Source organism: Paenibacillus ihbetae (assembly GCF_002741055.1).
Lineage (GTDB): Bacteria > Bacillota > Bacilli > Paenibacillales > Paenibacillaceae > Paenibacillus_AQ > Paenibacillus_AQ ihbetae.
On record NZ_CP016809.1, the window covers coordinates 6,572,891 to 6,593,819 of the forward strand.

Annotated in this window: 16 protein-coding genes and 6 pseudogenes; 15 read left to right on the forward strand and 7 right to left on the reverse strand. The window is 44.3% G+C overall.

The genetic code is table 11. The features are described from left to right. Positions 1-18: 18 nt before the first annotated feature. A pseudogene (locus BBD41_RS30425) lies at positions 19-164 on the reverse strand (IS3 family transposase); the annotation flags it as partial. A gap of 118 nt (positions 165-282) precedes the next feature. On the opposite strand from BBD41_RS30425, the gene BBD41_RS29590 reads away from it, so the two are divergent. The 4 genes and pseudogenes from BBD41_RS29590 to BBD41_RS29605 form a co-directional block, all read left to right on the forward strand. Continuing rightward, positions 283-894 carry a class I SAM-dependent methyltransferase gene (locus BBD41_RS29590; protein ID WP_099480363.1) on the forward strand — a complete coding sequence of 204 codons (612 nt, stop codon included), beginning with the start codon at positions 283-285 and terminating at the stop codon, positions 892-894. 386 nt (positions 895-1,280) lie between these two features. After that, positions 1,281-1,843 (forward strand): annotated as a pseudogene (locus BBD41_RS29595) (GNAT family N-acetyltransferase). Between the two features lie 489 nt (positions 1,844-2,332). Further along, entirely contained in the window at positions 2,333-3,646 is a 1,314-nt protein-coding gene (locus BBD41_RS29600; protein WP_237087138.1) for an alkaline phosphatase, read from the forward strand. Positions 3,647-4,146: 500 nt separating this feature from the next. Continuing rightward, positions 4,147-4,419, forward strand: a pseudogene (locus BBD41_RS29605) (histidine kinase); the annotation flags it as partial. Between the two features lie 372 nt (positions 4,420-4,791). Here the strand turns inward: BBD41_RS29605 and BBD41_RS29610 are convergent. Together BBD41_RS29610 and BBD41_RS29615 are read right to left on the reverse strand one after the other, a co-directional pair. After that, positions 4,792-5,406, reverse strand: a complete 615-nt coding sequence (locus BBD41_RS29610) for a TetR/AcrR family transcriptional regulator (RefSeq protein WP_099480365.1) — start codon at positions 5,404-5,406, stop codon at positions 4,792-4,794. Positions 5,407-5,425: 19 nt separating this feature from the next. After that, positions 5,426-6,922: an NAD(P)/FAD-dependent oxidoreductase gene (locus BBD41_RS29615; RefSeq protein ID WP_206098278.1), complete on the reverse strand. Its 1,497-nt coding sequence runs from the start codon at positions 6,920-6,922 to the stop codon at positions 5,426-5,428. A 303-nt stretch (positions 6,923-7,225) separates the two neighbouring features. Between BBD41_RS29615 and BBD41_RS29620 the strand changes: the two are divergent. Together BBD41_RS29620 and BBD41_RS29625 are read left to right on the forward strand one after the other, a co-directional pair. Continuing rightward, positions 7,226-7,624: pseudogene (locus BBD41_RS29620) on the forward strand (carbohydrate ABC transporter permease); the annotation flags it as partial. A gap of 371 nt (positions 7,625-7,995) precedes the next feature. Then, a complete protein-coding gene (locus BBD41_RS29625; protein WP_077566338.1) occupies positions 7,996-8,655 on the forward strand; it encodes a hypothetical protein in 660 nt (219 codons plus the stop codon). Between the two features lie 535 nt (positions 8,656-9,190). On the opposite strand, the gene BBD41_RS30430 is transcribed toward BBD41_RS29625, so the two are convergent. Beyond that, entirely contained in the window at positions 9,191-9,547 is a 357-nt protein-coding gene (locus tag BBD41_RS30430; RefSeq protein WP_237086975.1) for a helix-turn-helix transcriptional regulator, read from the reverse strand. 569 nt (positions 9,548-10,116) lie between these two features. Between BBD41_RS30430 and BBD41_RS29635 the strand changes: the two genes are divergently transcribed. Genes BBD41_RS29635 through BBD41_RS29640 form a run of 3 tightly spaced genes read left to right on the forward strand, consistent with a single transcriptional unit; the run spans position 10,117 to position 12,286 of the window. Continuing rightward, positions 10,117-11,433: a phytoene desaturase family protein gene (locus BBD41_RS29635; RefSeq protein ID WP_099480367.1), complete on the forward strand. Its 1,317-nt coding sequence runs from the start codon at positions 10,117-10,119 to the stop codon at positions 11,431-11,433. Between the two features lie 40 nt (positions 11,434-11,473). Continuing rightward, positions 11,474-11,650 carry a sigma factor gene (locus BBD41_RS30435; protein ID WP_237086976.1) on the forward strand — a complete coding sequence of 59 codons (177 nt, stop codon included), beginning with the start codon at positions 11,474-11,476 and terminating at the stop codon, positions 11,648-11,650. A gap of 45 nt (positions 11,651-11,695) precedes the next feature. Next, positions 11,696-12,286, forward strand: coding sequence for a sigma factor-like helix-turn-helix DNA-binding protein (locus BBD41_RS29640; RefSeq protein WP_237086977.1), 591 nt, complete (start codon positions 11,696-11,698; stop codon positions 12,284-12,286). A gap of 351 nt (positions 12,287-12,637) precedes the next feature. Here the strand turns inward: BBD41_RS29640 and BBD41_RS29645 are convergent, their stop codons facing one another. Then, complete coding sequence (locus BBD41_RS29645; protein ID WP_077566333.1) at positions 12,638-13,489, reverse strand: aldo/keto reductase; 852 nt, start codon at positions 13,487-13,489, stop codon at positions 12,638-12,640. Between the two features lie 174 nt (positions 13,490-13,663). On the opposite strand from BBD41_RS29645, the gene BBD41_RS29650 reads away from it, so the two are divergent. Together BBD41_RS29650 and BBD41_RS29655 are read left to right on the forward strand one after the other, a co-directional pair. Continuing rightward, positions 13,664-14,113 (forward strand): MerR family transcriptional regulator, encoded by a 450-nt coding sequence (locus BBD41_RS29650; protein ID WP_077566332.1) that lies wholly within the window; start codon positions 13,664-13,666, stop codon positions 14,111-14,113. A gap of 320 nt (positions 14,114-14,433) precedes the next feature. Beyond that, positions 14,434-15,306 (forward strand): aminoglycoside phosphotransferase family protein, encoded by an 873-nt coding sequence (locus tag BBD41_RS29655; RefSeq protein ID WP_099476295.1) that lies wholly within the window; start codon positions 14,434-14,436, stop codon positions 15,304-15,306. A gap of 34 nt (positions 15,307-15,340) precedes the next feature. On the opposite strand, the pseudogene BBD41_RS30590 reads toward BBD41_RS29655, so the two are convergent. Then, positions 15,341-15,552: pseudogene (locus BBD41_RS30590) on the reverse strand (group II intron reverse transcriptase/maturase); the annotation flags it as partial. Between the two features lie 360 nt (positions 15,553-15,912). Here BBD41_RS30590 and BBD41_RS29665 point away from each other — a divergent pair. The 3 genes from BBD41_RS29665 to BBD41_RS29680 all read left to right on the forward strand — a co-directional run bounded on the left by BBD41_RS29665 (position 15,913) and on the right by BBD41_RS29680 (position 19,344). Next, positions 15,913-16,989 carry a phosphotransferase family protein gene (locus BBD41_RS29665; protein WP_099476296.1) on the forward strand — a complete coding sequence of 359 codons (1,077 nt, stop codon included), beginning with the start codon at positions 15,913-15,915 and terminating at the stop codon, positions 16,987-16,989. A 361-nt stretch (positions 16,990-17,350) separates the two neighbouring features. Further along, positions 17,351-17,563 carry an NUDIX hydrolase gene (locus BBD41_RS30750; protein ID WP_418304240.1) on the forward strand — a complete coding sequence of 71 codons (213 nt, stop codon included), beginning with the start codon at positions 17,351-17,353 and terminating at the stop codon, positions 17,561-17,563. Positions 17,564-18,585: 1,022 nt separating this feature from the next. Further along, positions 18,586-19,344 carry a hydroxypyruvate isomerase family protein gene (locus BBD41_RS29680; RefSeq protein WP_099476299.1) on the forward strand — a complete coding sequence of 253 codons (759 nt, stop codon included), beginning with the start codon at positions 18,586-18,588 and terminating at the stop codon, positions 19,342-19,344. 311 nt (positions 19,345-19,655) lie between these two features. Here BBD41_RS29680 and BBD41_RS30755 read toward each other — a convergent pair whose 3' ends face one another. Next, positions 19,656-20,516, reverse strand: a complete 861-nt coding sequence (locus BBD41_RS30755) for a helix-turn-helix transcriptional regulator (protein WP_099476300.1) — start codon at positions 20,514-20,516, stop codon at positions 19,656-19,658. A gap of 122 nt (positions 20,517-20,638) precedes the next feature. Between BBD41_RS30755 and BBD41_RS30525 the strand changes: the two are divergent. Then, a pseudogene (locus BBD41_RS30525) lies at positions 20,639-20,902 on the forward strand (beta-galactosidase); the annotation flags it as partial. Between the last annotated feature and the right edge of the window lie 27 nt (positions 20,903-20,929).

The following is a 20,929-nucleotide window of genomic DNA, read 5'->3' on the forward strand; positions in this document are numbered from 1 at the left end:
TGCTGCTCGACATTAGCTTCATTCAGTCCGTCCTTGTTCACAATGGACAACTGCCAGTCGCCGGAATCAATCGGAGACTGGTGATTTAGTTTCGTTTGAATGCGAATTAAGTTATAGTAAGTGATGTAGTCTCGAACGGTCTGCTCGACGATGACCGTCGTCGTTTAGGGTGAACCTTCGGGGTAAAACGCATCTTCAACTTTCAAACGGTATTGAATCGTATCCTCAATAAGTTTTTATAAGGTTAAGGGTTGTTTACTACATGCTGATTGGAGAGATACAATGGGAAATACTGATAAGTTTGAAATGATAGCTAATATGTATGACACCCCTGAACGAATCCAAATTGCAAAAGTATCATCCGATGCCATCCGTAATTTTTTGGTTGAGACTAAAAGCAAGAATGCGATTGATTTTGGGTGTGGTACTGGTCTTGTCGGAATGAACTTGTTAAACGAGTTTAAGTCTATGCTTTTTCTGGATACATCACAAAATATGATTAATCAAATAAAGCAAAAAATAACAAATTATAATATTCAAAATGTAGATACATTATGCTTTGATATTGAAAAGGACAGTTTATCGGATATACATGCCGACTATATTTTTATGGCTCAGGTTCTACTCCACATTCATGATGTTAAGTTAGTTTTATCAAGATTATTTGATGCTCTGAATGAAGGAGGACATTTGCTAATCGTAGATTTCAATAAAAATGAAAAAATAGTTTCGGATATTGTTCATAACGGATTTAATCCAGAAGAGCTATCTAACATAATGACTGAAATCGGCTACAGAGATATTCAATTCAAAACTTTTTATACAGGAAGTAAAATATTCATGGGACACGATGCGTCTATGTTTATTCTTGACTCAAAAAAGGTCCATCGGTAAAGGATGTCCTAAAATGTGTAGTTACTAACAACGAAGAGAACCGTTTCGAAAGAAAAGAGTTTATGGTTGTGCGCCAAATTGTCGAGGGACAAGACCATGGTCCCATTGAAAGTCGCTAAAATAGCGGCTTTTTTGTTTTATCGGTACAAGTTCTAGTCCAGAGCCAAGGACAAGAACTTGTACCGATTGCTGAAATGGACAAAAATATAAGCCGATTACCGATTAGATAAGCATTGAACTTTTATTAAGCTAACAGGCAGGGGAGTTTGTTGATTTCGCGAATACTCTACATAAGAAGTTATTTACGAAGTTCGTAGATAAGACGTTATAGAAATCAACGCAATATCGGATAAAAAAATATTTATAAAATTAGAGGGGACTATAGGATGAATCCAATACTAATAGATTTTCCAAACCAATTTACCACTGAAAGGTTATTGATTAGAGCACCTCTACCTGGTGATGGCAAGGTAGTGTATGAGAGTATATTATCCTCGATCAATGAGCTCAAGGAGTGGTTTTCGCTTTTTGCACAGAACGAACATTCTGAACAATCAATCGAAGAAATTCTACGAGAAGAACATGTAAAGTTTATTAAGAGAGAATATCTTAGACTTTTGATATTTGATAAAGAAACTGAACAATTCATTGGTTTATCTGGATTGTATAAGCCAGATTGGGAGATACGTAAATTTGAAATCGGATACTGGATTGATACACGTATGAGCGGAAAAGGGTATATGACTGAAGCAGTTCAGGAATTACCAATTTTGCCTTTACAGAGTTGAAGGCAAGAAGAGTAGAAATTCGTTGTGATACTTTAAATTATAAGAGTAAGGCGATTCCAGAACGATTAGGCTTTCAATTAGAAGGAACCTTAAGATGTAATGATTTATCAGCAGATAAGAGTCAGATAAGAGATACTCATATATACGCTCTAGTTAAATAATTAGTGCTAATGGCTCGAGAAGGCGTTGACATCCTATAACCCCATATTCACACTTCGGGGCATTCGCCCCTCGGTCCGGCCGGAGTGGGACGAGGATTCGGGGAGGCTTAAATGCGAAGCGCGCATCTATTATCTTCGATAGGTGCGTGCTTTTTTTACGGAATAAGGGAGTACAGTCATTGAGTTCCATTACACGAAAAAGAAACAGGAAATTCAGTGAAAATCAGCAGAACCTAGAATTTCTTTTAATTAAATGAATGGAGGAAGGAAGACGGACGTATTCAACTGTAAGATCTGTAGACTTCTTGGTTTCTAGAAGTCTACAGATCTTAAGTGTGACACTGAGGGTACAGAAATTATATTCGTCTCCCTGGAGGAAGTGTCCAGTTGTAATTGAATATTGTTCAGTCAAAATAATTTACACTTCAAAAATACTGAGTTTATATTTAAGAGTTATATTAAATTGGACTTAATTTATAAGGAGGGTAAATAGTGAACAAACTCAAAAAAAATGTAGCAATGATCGCTGCAGCTTCTGTAATAGCGGTAGGGACTTTTGCCGGGACCCATTTGCCGCTATCCCATGCGAAAGCGAACCCAAATGATAAAGGAAAAGCTAAAAATGTCATCTTCATGGTTCCCGATGGTTTTTCCGCTTCTTATGCAACCAATTACCGTTGGTTTAAGGGTGAAGAAACCCTTTTGGACTCCATACTGGTTGGTATGCACCGTACCTATTCTGCAAACTCTGAGATCACCGATTCAGCCGCTGCCGGAACAGCATTTGCGGCCGGTGTAAAAACAAATAATGGAATGATCAGTACTTCTCCTGAAGGTAAAGAGCTGAAAACGATTCTTGAAACCGCTGAAGAAGAAGGTAAAGCGTCTGGATTAGTTGCAACATCAACGATTACACATGCGACACCAGCTGTGTTCGCATCACACGTGGCCACCCGTGCGGATGAGGCGGGGATCGCACCCCAACTTATTGATAATGATGTGGATGTCATCCTGGGCGGAGGTAAAAAGTATTTCCCTGAATCACTTCTAAATCAGGCGGGAGAAAAGGGCTACCAGTATATATCGAACAAAAAAGACTTAAGTAAAGCTAAAAAGTCTGATAAAGTAATTGGTTTGTTTGCTGAAGATGCCATGGCACCGGAATTGGATCGTGACACGACCAATCAGCCAAGTCTTAGAGAAATGACGGAAACGGCATTGGAGGTTCTTAACAAGGATAAAGACGGTTTCTTCCTAATGGTTGAAGGAAGCCAAATTGATTGGGCAGGCCATGATCATGATGCAGCGTGGGCAATGAAAGATTCGGAAGCATTCGAGCAGGCATTGGAAGCAGCATTGGAATTTGCAAAGAAGGATAAAAACACCTTGATTGTTGTAGCAGGCGACCATGATACTGGCGGTATGGCAGTTGGTGGCTATGGTCAGGGTGATGTGAAACTTGAAGTCCTTCGTAATGTAACGGCTACCGGCGATTTTATGGTAACGAAGTTGAATGCAACCCGCAGTAATGTAAAAGAGGTAGTGAAACAATATACAACTTTAGATCTTACCGATGCAGAGGTTCAAAAAATTAAATCCGCAGATAAACCGGATATCGCCATCAATGAAGTGATCTCGGAACGGGCTAATATAGGATGGACAAGCTATAATCACACAGGTGTTGATATTCCGCTCTACGCATTTGGTCCAGGTGCTGATCTCTTTAGAGGTCTGCATCAAAATACAGATTTACCGGTGTTAATGGCACAAGCTATGAAAATTAACTTCACGCCGGGAAACTAAAGTCGATCGTGTGACATCAAAATAATTAGCGCTAAATGTTCTACCGCCTTTACGAAATCCGCAAGCTCGGGTAAATTTCCTGCCTTAAGGTTTGCGGGACTGCGGAAGCCAAACCGTTTTGTGACGGACTCCTAAAATCAAACGGTAATTATCGGATTAATCTACCGAGATTGGAATTGTACACGAGCCATAACTTTAAATGAACGATTCTTGGTTTCCACGAAACCGGAATCGTTTATTTTTTGATATTTAAAAGCGGTTTGGTCAGCAAGGGGTTTCCCTGTTTATTTAGGTTTTTAGCAAATAAAAGGTAAAGGAACAGGAAGTTCGATCAATTTGACGATCACGCATTTTGGTACATGTTATTTAAGAACATCAGCGATATGATTAACGTATCTTCTTATCCGCTCTAGCATGATGTTATCGTTGAACTTACAAGCAGCAGGATTGATGGGGTCATGGGAAAGTCATGAAAGGAGTTATGTTAGCTATCATCCCCCAAACAGGCTCTGGAGGCAATGCGAAGCGGGGTGGATAAATACCTGTTGAAGTCCATGCAGCCGTTAGAGCTGGTTGAAACGATTCGCACCGTCCATCGTGGGGGCACGCTAATCGACCGGGGCATGTCGCACAAATTGGTTGCCCAACTGGAGACGGATAATGGCGGAGATGATCCTTCGTTAATCAAAGCGTCCTCGGCTTATAAGAAGCTGGGGGTCCGCGACCGGGAGGAAGCGGTGCAAAAAGCCAGGGAGGCTGAGCTTCTGGAATAACCCCAAGTTATGTATCCTGGTGGCGGGCGTCGATCATACGGTGTAATTACTTCGTATGATCGACACCCGCCATTTCAAATTGTAAAGGCCATAGTTACAGGCTAGTAACAAGAACATTGTCGAGTGTTGAGCTTTTTGAAAAAACAGCTGGCTGCTACAATTTCTCGCCAAGAAGTGAAACCCTTTAAATGGAACTTATAACTTGTCGCCTGCGGAGACTATGACGAAAGAGAAGAACGACACTGGAGCGAGAAATGGCAATCCGTTAGTAACCGATTAGTCTAAGATGGCACTTGGACCGGAAAGATTTCGGTGATTGATCAGGATCCAAACGGAACTTGATTCATCACCTTTTTAATTCCTGAGCATGGTTTAGCGCGCTTGGACGCGCGGACCCGCTACAATCCGCATGAGAATATCCGCGTCCGGCAGCTGATGATCGTCATCGATTGGCATGTTGAGTGTAATCAATGCGGACAATATGGTCAAAAATGCGGAGATGAGCTGGCGGGCATTGCCCTGTGCAAAATCCCCAATCTGCTGCCCTTCCTCGAATAAAGGTAGCAGCTGCTCAATATAGTTCTTCACGGAAAAATGCTGCAGCAGTTGTATAGCTTCAGCCGGTACATCTTCAGCAGTATTGGCGTGCTGGATCAGCTTGAAAGGATATTGTGTGCTTTCGTCCTCCAGAATGCTCGCAGTAAAGGTACGAAGTTTGTCAAAAGGGGAACCAGGGATCTCGTAGATTCTCTCCATTTCCTGAACAGTTTCCTCGGCAACTTGCCGGATCAGGGTGACGAACAGCTCTTCCTTCGATTCAAAAAAACGGTAGAGCTGCCCGGCACTAAGATCGGCTTCTTTAGCGATCATGCTCATCTTGGCTCCATGCAAGCCACGTTGGGCAAATACTTTTAAGGCAGCTTCTAAGATTTGCTGTCTTCGCGTTTCACGCCGTTTAATCAACTGTTCTTCGGTTAATGGTGTCACTGGTTAGGCACTCCTTTTACTACTTATTTGTTGTATATGATGATGATGGCATAAGTTGCTCTATGGTTGCGAAGGGAGCTCGCTCAAATGAAGGAATCGTTTGTTCCAGTCGTTCGTGCAGCGGTCGATCCGAATCCTCGATCCATCGGTCTAACCATTGCTTAGCTTCACCGGAACCGCCCACAGCAAGCAAGGATGTAACGATATCCGCATTAAACAATTCCCGCGGGGATAAGAACAAGGAGTTGACGAGCCAATATAAGCCGAAAATGTCATAATTGACATGCTCCGTGGACCATTTCAGGATATGTTCGAAAAAGTGCTGGGCGAACGTCAATCCTTGAATCGGCTGTGCACCGATGTGTTCCACGCCTTCCCAGCGAAGGTCAGACACGACATTTAACCACCAGGCCGGCTCGATGATTTCTTGTATCCGATTAAGGACTTCGAGTTCGAAGTCAGATTTGGGGTGACTCAACTGTTGGTGAAGACATGCTTCTAGAATCTCTGCTTCAATCGCCGCAAGCGTCATTCCTTGTCCATAAACAGGATCAAGTTGACAGAAGGCGTCTCCCATGACCAGCAATCCGGAAGGCCATCGGTCCATCTGTTCAAATCGCTGCCTGGTCAGTTCCGGAACCCGAAAACCACGTGGTTGCCCGATCGGTTCCAGCCCTTGCAACGCTTCATTCAATAGTGGATTCCCTAGTTGCCGAATTTCTTGTTCGAATAATGCCGGATCGGTGGAGGGATATCGACCGTTCAAATTCCAGAGTACCATTTCTGCTATATCGTTTTCAATGATCGAAAAAGCGCCTGCATGTGACGTTGCGAGAGGATTGCCTTCCATGCGAATCCCATCCAGCTCTTCCTTTCGCCCTACAGGGATGCGATAACGTCGTGTGCTGTACCCCAGAGATACTTTTAATCGCTCAGCCTGCGGCACTTCATACCCGATTTCGGTTAGCCATTGAACGGTTTTGGAGAAACGGCCGCTTGTATCAATGACAAGGTCTGACGACATTGTGAACAGCTGACGTTCACCCGAGGCACGCTCCCTGATAACAATGCCTGTTACCCGTGAACGATCTTCTGTGGTTTGGAATTGAATCACATCGTTCAAACCAAGCATTCGGACATTCTCGATACCTTGGATATACCTGCGCAATACCCATTCGAACAGGGCCCTGCTGAATGACGCATCGTGACTTTGTTCGACTGCGATCATCTGGCCGTAAGGGCTGAAAAGATGCGTGGTCTTCCCATGCGTGGGGTGAGCTCCGTTGTTGATTAATTCATCAATAAATCCAGGAAATAATCGGTTTAGAATGATCCTGCTGCGGGGTGTAAACCGGTGGGGCTGGAAGGCCTGAGGTGTGCCGGGACGATTCTCAGGCTCCTCAGGAAAAGCGTCACGATCCACTATAACTACCTCACGATAAAATTCGGACAGGACTTTGGCTGCCAGCAGTCCGGCGATGCCTCCACCAATAATAATAGCGCGTTCCGCGATCATAAATTCATTCCTCCTATTTTAAATTACGACTGATATTTTAAAGAATTGTTAAAATAGCCCAAGGGTCCTATCGAACAAAGTAATGGACGGCGTTAGTATTAATTTCATGAAATTACCTCCTTTCAAAAATGAGTATAAGTAATCCTGAAAAAAGTAAGTTGAAATTTTGAGAATGAATGATTCATTCTTAAAATATGGCATTTATTGCGGTTTGTCAATCCCTTCGAGAATTTTGGAGTTCAACATTTTGATTTATGAAAAGCTTGATTGGTGTCGAGGGACAATAACATAGTCGCATTGATGTTCTTGTACCTATGGAAGAACATGGGTTACAACGTCATTTTATTTCTGGCGGGACTACAGCAAATTCCGAAGGATTACTACGAAACGGCCCGGATTGAGGGGGCTGGTCGTTTACGACAATTCCGAAGTATTACTCTAGTCTATCTGACTTTCACGAGGTTTTTTGTTGTGATCATGTCCATTATCAATTCATTCAAATTGTTCCGTGAAACGGATCTGATCGCAGGTGATTACCCCATGACAGCATTTATATGATGCAGCATTATATAAAACAATATGTTTGTGTCACTCGACATTCAGAAGCTGACTGCAGCGGCAACCCAGATGTTTCTCTGTATTTTACTGATTGTACTAGTGCTGTTTGCGATTAAGCGGCGGCATCGGCAGTACATGGAATAGGAGATGAAGGGAAGATTCGTGCGAGTTGTCTATATATTTAAAAAAGGTGTATTACCATTTGTCATGGGTGTTATAGCCTGGTTTTGGTATCACCTATTGTTATTACATTCACAAAGAAAAATATTGTAGATTCGTTTGCATCTCTAGAGAGGTGCTTTTTTTTTCGTTTTAAGATTCCTTATGATCTCTTCACCAATTACAGCAAGATTTGAAAAGTAAGGGCAGGCTACTATTTGTTAAGTTATATTCGACAAACATAAGGAAGGGGCCGTAGCAAAATAACCTCAATGGATGGTTGGAGTCGAAAACCTGTCATGTCGAGAAAAGACTTGGCGATCTTGTTATTAATTTCTAGAAGTGGAGGAATCATCGTGAATATAGAGCACAATAAAGAGGTAAGTAAATCAATAATAACACCACATGTTCTCAAACGGTGGTCAGGATTTATGGCAGTAATAGCAGGGATTCTATATATCATCATTCAGTTTATCCACCCGACAGATGATATCTCTTCTGTGCACACAAACTCTTGGGTAGTGGTTGCATGCTTGACTATAGCTATGTCGCTCTTTAACCTGATCGGAATTACGGGATTCTATATAAGCCAAGCGAAAGAAGCGGGGTGGCTTGGCTTGGTCGGGTTCCTTTTGTTCAATCTGTTCTGGTTAATCTCAATCATTTTTAGTTTCATCGAAGCATTCGTCTTGCCGTTGTTGACAAGTGATGCTGAGAAGTTTGTGGAAGGAATGGTTGGACTCTTTGGAGGAACGGTTAGCGAGGTTCATCTGGGGATCTTCCCAATAATAGCACCTCTCGCGGGAGTATTGTATATGCTAGGAGGTCTGTTGCTAGGCATCGCCACATTACGTGCAAGAGTCTTCCCTCGCCTTGCAGCAATTCTGCTGGCATTCGCTTCTGTAGTGACCATTGCTGCTGCAATCATCCCCCATCCGTTTGATAGGGCAATGGCGATACCGATGGGAGTTGCTCTAATATGGATCGGATATATTATTTGGTCGGAACGTAAGTAAGCGTCGAATTAATGATGTGCAACATTAAATGTCCAGATCGTCAGGGAGTTTCTTGATGGGTGCATAGATATGGTAGGTTGAATCCAGATTGTGGACGTCATTAAAAACCTGGATAAGTTCAATATCCGATTGATCAGACTCTTGCTTGGAAATCTTTAAGAATCTTGCATAGTCTGTTTTGAGCACTTCTCCAATATCAAGCAGGTCGCCAAAATAGTTGAACCTCGCACAAAAAATGGTTGGTACATCAACCGTGAAATAAAAGGGTTTATGAATTTGAATGTCACTTGGGATTCCGAACAGAACTTTGAACCGGGTTGAATTGGGTTGGCAGTTTGAATAAATGACAAAATAAGAACCATTTATGTTGTCATCAATATGATTCAACAGCATTTTGGAATGAGAGTGAATCTTCTTCTTGTAATCATCAGTGGCTAGGTCTACTTCAAAGGCAATCCCACTTATTCGGGTCTCTTTGAACTCTGTTAGTGTGAAATCCGTGACGATATCACCATTTATATTTTTAAATGGTCTTTTAACCACAGTAGGTATTGGAGTCGGAGAGATTTTTAAATCCTGCTCTTAGCGAACTTGGAGCTACGCCGTAATGTTGTTTGAATGCCCGGGTGAATGAGGCTTGCGTACCAAAGGATAACTGATAAGCAATATCGGTTAGCGACAAGTTGTTGTTATAAATGAGTGGTAAAGTGGCATTCAATCTTCTAGATAGGATGTACTGATTTAACGAACAGCCCATCATGGCAGAAAAAAGCCTATGAAAATAATATTTAGACATATTGAAAGTAAGAGCAACGGATGATACGGATAAAGGCTGTTCTAAATTCTCCTCAATATGAATCAATGCTTGCTCTATTATCCGATGATGGTTCATACTAACTCCCTTCGTCACGCGCTCTAATTTTTTGTGCTAAGTATACCACACGCATTATACTGCTTAGAAGGCAATTCGCAATCCGCGAATTGTTAACAGAGGCCCTTCATTATTTGTATAGAATTGCCAACCATTTTTCTTCAAAACCAAGCTATGCGAACAAGTTTCTTACCGAACTGTTTCGGACAAATCAAAGGCTGACGGAAGGTCTCCTGCTGACCGCTTTCCAGGTAATTGTCCAGCAGCGCCATCTCTCAGAAGCACAACCAGTGTTGGTTTAAAGTTCTTGACTCTTACGAAAGTTATATAATCCAGCCATATGCAATCCGTTATGCATTAGCGCATAATAAATCTGTCGTAGTCTACTTCCAATTAATTGGATTATTTTGTATAGTGTATGTAAAAAGAGGTTGCAACTTTACGTAATTAAGAGAAATGAATAAAGATGCACCAAAAAGAAAGGCACCCGATGGGGGCGCCTTTTTTTATTTCTCAATAGTGGTTAAAGTGTCACGTTTTACGCTCCGGAAACGTCTTGTTCGTAAATAACATGAGGTGAGGTGGCTAACATGGGACATTACGACGTCGCCATCATCGGCGGCGGACTTACCGGATTAACCGCATCGATTTATTTGGCAAGAGCAGGCCTATCGGTCATTGTACTGGATAAGGCAAATCAACTTGGCGGTCGTGCGCAGTCCATTAACAAAAAGGGAGTATCACTCAATCTGGGTGTACATGCGTTTTATCAAGACGGGGCAGCAGAGGGAATTTTGCGCGAATTGGGCGTGAGGCCGAAAGGCGCTAACCCGCCTGCCTCGGCAGGTGTGATATGGAATGACCGGATTTATACGCTGCCGACAAAACCATTTCAACTGATCGCATCCAAACTGTTTTCATTTTCGGAAAAGATGGAGCTTACCCGTTTCATGCTCAATCTGGGCAAGATCGACCCCAATCGAATCGAACGAATCAGTTTAAAGGAGTGGGCAGAGCGGGAAATTCGCCATCCGATGCTTAGGCACGTTATATATTCGGTGAGCCGAGCGAATTCTTTCGTTCCTCACCCAGAGCTTCATCTTGCGGGTCCAGCAGTACGGCAGCTTCAAAGAACGTTTAGCGGAAAGGCCTTCTACATCGAGGGGGGATGGGGCAGGCTAATCGACGATTTAAGAGATCAGGCTATCCGCGCAGGCGTCACGATAATGAATCAGAAAAAAGCGGTCGAAATCGTACATGACGGAACGGTTCGACGTATCCGCCTTAAAGATGGCGAGCTTATTGACGCTCCTAATGCCGTGATCGCTGCGGGTCCGAAAGAAGCATACGATCTGGTCAAAAACTTGGATAGCACATCTCTTGGAAAATGGAAAGATAACATAAAACCGATTCACGCAGCATGCCTTGATCTCATCCTGCGCCGACTTCCTGATGGCGGCCCCAATTTCATTGCAGGATTTTGGCTGGATCAACCGATCTTCTATAACTCACCGTCCACTGTAACAAAGCTCAGTGAAGATGGCTCTGTCGTCATTCATCTGGTCAAACACCTAGGGATGAATGAAAGTCGCCCCGAGACGGATCTGTTGCAGTTGGAAAAAGCAATGGATCTCGTTCAACCTGGCTGGCGGAAAGAGGAAATAGCCAGACAGTTTTTACCTAACTTGACCGTCGCACATGATTTTATCACGGTGGACAAAAGTGGCAATTTCCCCGGCCCCTCGGTTCAGGGAATAAAAGGACTTTATGTAGCGGGAGATTGGACGGGACATGGCGAATTATTAGCTGATGCTGCATTTGCCAGCGCCAAGCGAGCGGCGCAAGCGATCATAACCAAGCCATATTCGTTTAAGGGGGAGAATGTTGGACAGGGGAACGTTATATAACGAATTGAAACCTTTGCTTGTGTCATTAGCATATCATACGATGGGAAGCATCGCTGAAGCGGAAGACATTGTTCACGATGTGTTCCTCTCGTGGGAAGAGAAACCGCCGCATCAAGTACGCGATCCCAAAGCCTATTTGTGCAAGATGGTTCATAATCGCTGTGTTGATTATATTCGATCGCCCCGTAGAGACCGGGAAACGTACGTCGGACCATGACTGCCCGAGCCCATTGATACAACCTATGTTCAAGAGTACGATCCAATGGAGAGTATCGTATGGAAAGAATCCCTTTCAACAGCCGGCTTGTTATTACTGCAGCAGCTCTCCGCGACTGAGCGGATTGTATTCCTGCTTCATGAAGTGTTTCATTACCGTTTTGATGAAATAGCCGAGATCGTCGACAAAAGTACGGTGAATTGCCGTCAAATTTTTCACCGAGCGAAGAAGAGCCTCGGCAATTTGCCAGAACGAAGCCCGGAAGTCATTGAGAAAAAAGCGGCACTAGCTGAACGATTTGCCGAGGCGCTCATGACCGCAAATATTGAATTGCTTATTGAACTTTTATCGTCGGAAACTGTACTATACCAGGATGGAGGCGGCAAAGTAAAAGCTGCACTCCGGCCAATAAAGGGTTCAGACTTAATTATCCGTTTTTTTGTCGCCGTTGCACCCGAATTTCCGCCTGGATATCGATGTGTAACTTGTGAAATCAACGGTATGCCTGGAATACGGCTAGTAATAGGTGAAATGACTTTTGCAGTGGTTACATTTGATTATTTGCAGAATCAGCTTTCAAACGTTTATGTGGTGATGAATCCGGAAAAGCTTACGCATTTTAATAAAGATATTTGACCAAATCAAAAAAGGAGTGTTTATGTTGAAAATCCGTGCGGCGATTGGGAATGAAAAAAACACGAAGGTATAATTCTACTCAATTGGATCTCATGCGTTTGCTAATGATGACGGCGATTACGGATTCCATATCATTCCTCCGCTTGTCTATACTCCGGCATCGCTTCCTGGACGTTACGTCCGAAAAGCCACAGAGATCTACTGGACGAGAGGCGAGATGAAAATGTTCTATATCGCTGATTGAACTAGTAGAGCTAATTCGTTATATAATCTAAGAAAGTACAGGGCGTCAGCCCTATACTTTCTTAATAGATGGAGATATTCGCCTAATGATTGTGTTTCAGCGGAGGTTTACAGATCGACTCTCCAGTTGCCCATCATCTTGGCGACTTCTGGGTCGCGGTACGATAAGAAGAGACTTTCCCGAGTATCGAGGGTCGAGATTTGTTCCATGTCGTCCGTGCTTAACTCAAAGTCGAAAATATCGAAGTTTTCTACGATCCGCTCTTTGTGTACCGATTTTGGAATGACAACGACTTCGCGCTGAACAAGCCAGCGCAACACGACTTGGGCGACGGACTTGTTGTGTTTAACAGCAATTGAGGTCAGCAGTTCGTTGCCGAACATGTTGCCCCGTCCTTCAGCGAACGGCGCCCACGACTGGTGTTGAACTCTCTGCTCTTTCATAAAAGCGGTGGTCTCCATCTGCTGGTAGAATGGGTGCGTTTCAATCTGGTTGACGGCGGGCACGATTTCATTATGCACGATGAGGTCCATCAGACGGTCGGGCAAGAAGTTGCTGACCCCGATAGCTTTAATTTTGCCTTCGCGGTACAGTTCCTCCATTGCACGCCAAGCACCATAGTAATCGCCGAACGGCTGATGAATAAGGTACAGATCGAGATAGTCGAGTTGCAGCTTCTTCAGGGATTTAGCAAACGCCAGCTTGGCACTCTCGTAGCTGGCATCCTGAACCCAAAGTTTGGTCGTGATGAACAGCTCCTCACGCGGTACACCGCTGCGCTTAATCGCGCGTCCGACCGCTTCCTCGTTCAGATAGCCGGCGGCGGTGTCGATCAGGCGGTAACCGGTCATTAGTGCTTCAAATACTGCGCGCTCGCATTCCTCGGCATCAGGAACCTGGTAGACACCAAAGCCGATGATCGGCATTTTCACTCCGTTGTTCAACGTTACGGTTTGCATTGTGATTCCTCCTATTGTTCAAATGAATAACTGCAAATGGCTGCAAATCCCGGGGACGGTACTTGAGAACAGAGATTCCGTTTATAGCCGATTTGCATTACAATCAGCTTAGAACCTTCGTGTTACACGAAGTCAAGCTTCTTTTTAAGAATTGTTTTTCTAGGAGGATTTCACATGCATACAGTTAAAGAAGCCGCCCAGATAACAGGGCTCACCGAGCATGCCGTGCGCTTTTACACAGATAAGGGTCTGGTGCCAAGCGTACAGCGCAATCAGAATAATATCCGGATGTTCGATGAAGAATCGATCAACTGGTTGCATGGCATTAAATGCCTCAAGCAATCCGGAATGCCAATTGAACTCATTAAAAGGTACGTCGATTTATGCCTTGAAGGGGATTCGACCATTCCTCAGCGCTACACACTCATGATGGAGCATAAAGAGGCGGCGCTTGCTAAGCTCGAGGAAGCGAAACTGCACGTTGCCCATTTGGAGGAAAAAACAACCCTATATCAGGACATTCTAGAACAACGCTCTCCAGACACAACGAATCCCGGCAACTGGGACAGAATTCTGCATATGCATAGTGACGTATTTTATTCGCCATCTGTTCGGAAAGTTTGAGGGAAATACAATGGGTGATGGAGTAGAAGGAACTGTATAACGGACAGGTGCCCATCTGACCCGATTGAAATGAAGATGTATGACAGACCGTTGTCATATGTCTTCTTGTATTATATTGGGAGATCGGTGTTGCGCTCCCCACTCACATAATAATGTTTTCTATAACGTTGATTCAAGTAGTAGAACTAGCTGTTTTACGTGCCAATGATACCGCTGATTAGCGGTATACTTTAACTATAATTAGGTATTATCTGTCTATTTCATTATTTCTTTGATACCCTGTTAAATATGTGATGGTAACACCGAGGGGGTAGCGATTCATGGTTGAGAAAATGCACGTCGACGAAAAGGAACTTGATGAAGCGCTCGTTTCTCGTCTGCTTGTTGCCCAGTTTCCCCATTGGGCGGATCTATCCCTGCGACGGATTGAGCCGGCTGGCACAGTGAACGCCATCTTTCGGCTAGGCAACGAATATTCAGTCCGGCTCGCGCGGCGGGAAGGGCCTACGACACCAGAAAGTCCCGAGTTTACTTGGCTGCCTAAGCTTGCTCCATTGCTTCCGCTGGAAGCTCCTGTACCAGTCGCTCTAGGGCACCCGAATAGCGAATATCCGTGGTTTTGGTATATACACACATGGGTTGAGGGCGAGACGGTACCGATAGAGGAGATTGACGCGATTCAGGCAGCTCGTGATCTTGCGGAGTTCGTTGCAGCGCTGCAACAAATCGATTCATCGGGTGGGCCGCAGGGACGCGGCATACCTTTGGCTCAAAGGGATGAGGGGTTCCGTTACTGGTTGGCACAGTTCGATGGCGATGTTGCTGCGGTGTCTGATGTATGGGAATCGGCACTTGCCGCGCCTCCGTGGAGCGGCCCACCAGTTTGGCATCACGGCGACCTTGACATGCGTAACTGGCTTGTGCGAAATAAACGAATCACCGGTGTGATTGATTGGGATACAATGGGCGTTGGCGATCCTGCCTGCGATGTCATGGTCGCATGGAAGTTACACTCTCCGGCAGCACGTGACGCGTTCCGCAAATATCTTCCTACGGATGACGCTACATGGGCAAGAGCCCGCGGATGGGTCGTATCGCAGGCGGTGGCAGTGCTGGCTTACTACACGCCAGAAAACAATCCAGTTCTGTACCATGAGGCGAAATCCTGGCTCGACCTAGTATTGTCAGAATGATGCCTGATAATAAACTTTTCAGCCCTTTCGCTTCCTAATAGAAGTTCGGAAGGGCGTTATTCGTGTTGCGGGACATTTCCCAATCACCTCTACAGGAGTTGGCCAACTGGACGCTGCCCACTCGGGCACACCCAGTGCCCGGAGCTCAAGGAGGTGGGTGCGTACCCGTTTCCATTGTCTCCACAAGCACATTCTCATGCGCCAGTGATTCCACTGGTCGAATCTCTCACAGTGGTTCTTGGCAGACATATCCAGCCCATGAGCCTGATTGTGTAGTTATGTTATAAGTTAGGAATTTCTGCTTATTAAGCTAGCGGGCAATACTGTTATAATAAATTTATTACCGAAGTAAATAGGTCATGCCGGGGGACAAGAACATGTTCCTATTACCGATTAGACATATATCTAATTGGTCATAATCTCTCCGATTATTCATAAAACTAACGGGCAGGATAGTTTAATCATAATCGTTATTTACCAAATACTCTGCTGTCTTTTATTTTATAATTAAAAGAAACTGGAGGTAGTCTAGCGTTAAGCTTAGTCGTCCGTCGGCAATAAAAAAACGCCTCCCCCTACCAATCTGAACCAGGAGCATGTGAGAAAATGACAAACTGCGTAATTACCGATCCTACAGATTCTTTGCAATTAAATCTCGATTATATCATTTCCTGCTTAAATCGCGCTGGCAGTCTCGAGCGTGAAGCACTTCTGACCGACTACCGCTTGGAACGGCTCGGTGCTGACAATTCAATGGTGTATCGGATTCATTTGGTATATGAAGACGCTGTTGGTGACTCTCCAGAAAGTTTATTCTTGAAGCTGTGCACCGGAGGCGCATTTGGTCGTTCGGAAGTCGACTATTACACGAAAGACTACTTAGGATTGTGCGGAGTCCCAATTCCGACTTGTTATGATGCTTGTTACGAGCACTCTTCCTACCATCTCTTACTGGAAGACTTGACGAACACCCATAGAAATAATTGGGGCATTACTCCTACGTTAGCGTATGGTAAGACGGCAGCTAGAGCATTGGCAAAACTTCACAGTTATTACTGGGGTACAGACCGCCTCCAAAGTGCAGGGTATGACGCCGTCGACCAAAGTCAGTTGGCACGATATTTGGAGCATATGAGTGTAGGGTTAAGGCCTTTGCTCGAAGAACTTCAAGATGACAGCGGAACAGCGCCCCAAAGAGATGTCGTGTCGGACGTATTCAAAAGGCATCCCGATGCGATGGCGAGACGACTTTCGTCTGGCGGACCACTCACATTGATCCATGGCGATGTTAATCCCGGTAACATATTATCTCAGAAGGACGACTCGTCTAAGGGCATTTATTTAATTGATCGACAGCCATTCAAATGGTCGCTACAAAACTGGGTCGGACCGAGTGATTTGTCTTATATGATGGTCTTGTGGTGGGATCCGGAGTACCGTCGAATGCTTGAGCATGACGTGCTGAGCGCATATTACAATTCGCTAATTGAATTTGGAGTAAAGGACTACACGTGGGAAATGGCATTGTCCGATTACAGGTTATCAGCTTTGCAGTGCTTCTATATCGCAGCTTCATGGTGCATAAATCCGGAAGAACGCACAAACATGCGTTGGTTATGGAGTTCACAATTAGAACGCGCCTGTGCGTTTTACCAAGACTGGCAGTGTCATGAAGTGCTGTAGGTTCCCCTGAGAAGGGGGAGCTTAGGTTATTAAGGCAGATTGAAAAATTACAACTGTCGTTCTTGAATTGGTTCCCACAGTACCCAGTTTATTGAGGAAAAATTGACGATTATAAGAATTTGGACAGGAGTATAGGAACTTCGAGGAAACACGAATCTTGCTTCTGAAACATTTAGATAACTCTAAATATGATTGAACTATCTGGGAACGATAGCTCAACAACCAACGACGGCAGCCGGCAAGAAAAATCTGCTGTCGTCGTTACGCTAAAGGGCAGTGTTTTGCGCAACTACCATACCTTCGGAATCGTATAAGAGACAAATATTGACTGGATGCTCCATTAAGGCATGCTCTAATTGTTGTGAAGTACCAAGGAAAGTACCTTTTCTTGCATAATAAGTGGAGAAAGAACTGGGAACTGCCAGGAGGTATTATTGAACCGGGAGAGAATGCTCAACAATGTGTAATTAGAGAATTATTTGAAGAAACCAATCTAAATATTGATTCGGTTGAGTTCAAGGGACTAATGAAGTTTAGACTTCAGCCAAGTTTTCATGGAGCTGAACGAACATAATATGGGGCTCTGTTTATGGGTGAACTGTATCAACTTGATGATTTTGTTGAAAACGACGAAGCTTCCTCAATCATCCTTTGGGATGGTACATCAGAGATTGGGATATCGCCGAAATAGATAGGAAGTTAATTGAATTAGTGCGTTATATATGATTAAACGATCGGAAAACAATAAAACAACTTTCCAACCACTGAAACGTATTCATCAAGGGAGGTCAACGGATAACGTGTGGGGAAAGCGGTAGGGGTGATAGGAAGCACAACCACACATTCTAAAAGAGGATATTTTCGATACAAGTTCTTGTCCCTAGTCGAGGACAAGAACAAGAGCCGATAACCTATTAGATAAGTTTCTAACTATGTTTCCGTGCAATTTCATTAAGCTAGCGGGCAGGATTGCTCAATGCCATCATAGAATACCTATTATCGGGTTTGATACTTAGGAGGACGGAACATCCCTATCGCGATTATCCAGGTGATGCCCATGTACGGGTTCCTGGTTGATGGTGCCACATTTATATAATAATAACTGAAGTTATGCCCAACACGGGTTACCTTTGACGGTACGATTGATTGGTCTACAACTGTGAAAAAATTGCGGAAACGGGTTATTAAGGAGCAACTGCAATATTGGCCATGAATTGGATTAGGAGGATTAATCGGCTAGAAAGTTTTTAGCGTTTGAGAGCAAAAGGGCTGGAACATTATCCTAGGGGAAACGAGTGTATGTCACGCTTGAATTTTCACAAATGGATTTTACAAGTGAAGGTACAACGAGGTTGGTCATCTGCGGAAGATCACCTATTGATAAGAACACGAATCACATCCAATTCAGTAATGAGAATGGTGAGAACAGACAAATTGTAGAATTCATGAAAACTGATGGCTATGAAGAACAAGTATTTGAGTTAGAGAGGATAACAGACTTGAAGGATAGTGGCGTTCATCTTCCTAGCTGGGAACCAATTCGACTTTAAAGGGTTCCGCTTTGAACAATAAGAATATAAAGGACGCGGTAAACTTATGAAGTTCTCAGTTTGCATTGATTCCGTATTTCGGGATATGGACATGCAAGAGGCACTGTCACTCGTAAAATCTTCGGGTTTTGACGCATTCGAGTTTTGGAATTGGAGACAAAAAGACATAAATCTGATGGCGAACGTAATGAAAAGACTAGATCTTTCGGTCTCAACTTTTTGTACGGATGGCGGCACCTTGGTCGATCGGGAATCGCATAAGGATTTCTTGCAAGGTCTCAAGGAATCAATTAGTGTGGCTAAGAAACTTGGCTGCAGCACGTTGATAACCCAAACTGGCAATGAACGGACGGGTATTCCGCGTGAACGTCAAATCGAATCCGTAGTAATGGGGTTACGATTGGCAGCTCCGATAGCAGAGGAAGCTGGAATTACACTTCTTTTAGAGCCTCTCAACACGGCAGTGGATCATCCTGGATATCTCTTAACCAGTTCTAGCGAGGCATTCGACATTATCGAACAAGTCAGTAGCGATCATGTGAAAGTGTTGTTCGATATTTATCACCAACAGATCACAGAAGGGAATATAATCAGTTCTATGCTGGGCAATCTTCAAAGTATTGGCCATTTACATGCTGCCGGTTGCCCGGGGCGCAATGAGTTGCAATTTGGTGAAGTCCATTATGCTAACGTAATTCAAGCATTGCGCAGTGCGGGGTATTCGAACTATTTCGGTTTAGAGTTTTTTCCTTCCGTTGATCCTGCACAAGGATTAGTCTTCGCCAAGAGTTTGATGGATTCATAGTAAGGACAGAAGAATAGTGGCCGGGCGCTGTTAGCTACCCGGCCATGTTTATTGAATTTACAAGATAAGTGCTGACAAGTATCCGGAGCTCGTCATTGAAAATTTCGATAGCGTATGCGTATCGACTATACCTTGTTGAGTCGGCACAGCATCCAGTCTACGAGTGATCAAGAAAGCTAATTGCGATACGCAGGCATTGCAGCTGAGCTCGCCACCAGTTCTGACCACCGAGTAGTCGGCTATCTGGTCTATCCACTTCGAGAGGGAGACGAGGAAGAGGTTGTATTTAACATGATAATCGCCTTATGTTGTTAGTTGCTGCCTATACCTCGCATTATTCTGAATTGTTCAGGAGTCATCCCCTCAGACTTTCGGAAGCACTGTATGAAGTACGTGCTGTTTGAAAAACCGCTGTACTCCGCAATTTGCTTCACTGTCATATTTGAAGATACCAGTAGGGCTTTGGATTTGAGAATACGACATTCTGTTAAATACTCAATCGGAGTCTTTCCATTTAAGCGGCGGAACTGTCTGCTGAAATGTGAAGGACTACAATTCGCCTGCGACGCCATCTGCTCTAGCGTGAGCGACTCATGGCAGTGGGAGAGTATCCACTCCGCCGCCTCGGCTAGCCTGTCTCGCATCCCTGGTTTAGGGATGCCCTTGATAGCTTCTGCATGCTGGACGAGTAAGGCGACCATCTCATAAGTGATGGCTGATAATCTCGCTGATCCCTCTTGAAACGGTGGCATGCTGCAGTCTAGCAATTCTGACCAAAGCTGGTCAAGTCGCGCAACACCTTCCCACGAGAAGATCCAAACGTCTCGCTCCCCACGCCCCTGGAGAAGTGAGCCTAGTCCGCGCCCTGTAAAATGAATCCATCTGATATCCCATGGGTCGATACGGTCAGCGTAATATCGTTGCGGAACGCCGGGCCCATAAAGAAACCCAGAGCCGCTTCGAAGTTCCACGAATTCCTCTCCGGTCCACACGTATCCCTTGCCTGCGCGAACGAGATGCCAGTTATAGGTTGTTAATCCGTTGGGTCTATTCTCATGGTGTTCTGTCTCATCGATATAGTGACCGAATGATTCTGGATAACAGAGAAAGCGTTCGAATCGCGGGTTCGGAACAAAGTGATTTATCCGCAATAATGTCACCCCGAATAGCATAATTTTGATATACCGAGCAAAAATGAATGATTTATCACTCCATTTTTAAATAATATAATTATTTTGTTGTTATAAACGCAAGCAAAATAATAATACATAAAGTGGAGGATCGAAATATGAGAATGGGTGTGGATTACTATCCGGAGCATTGGGACCGCTCTATGTGGGAAGAAGATGCTAAGCTCATGCAAGAGACAGGCGTAAGTTTGATTCGGGTAGCCGAATTCGCCTGGTCACGACTTGAACCGACTGAAGGCAACTATGATTTCACTTGGCTTGATGATGCAATAGATACGTTTGCAACACATGGTATCCAAGTGGTCATCGGAACGCCGACCTGCACGCCGCCGAATTGGCTCGTGAATGCGTATCCCGATGTGCTACCACAAGACGAAAAGCTGCATCCACGTTAT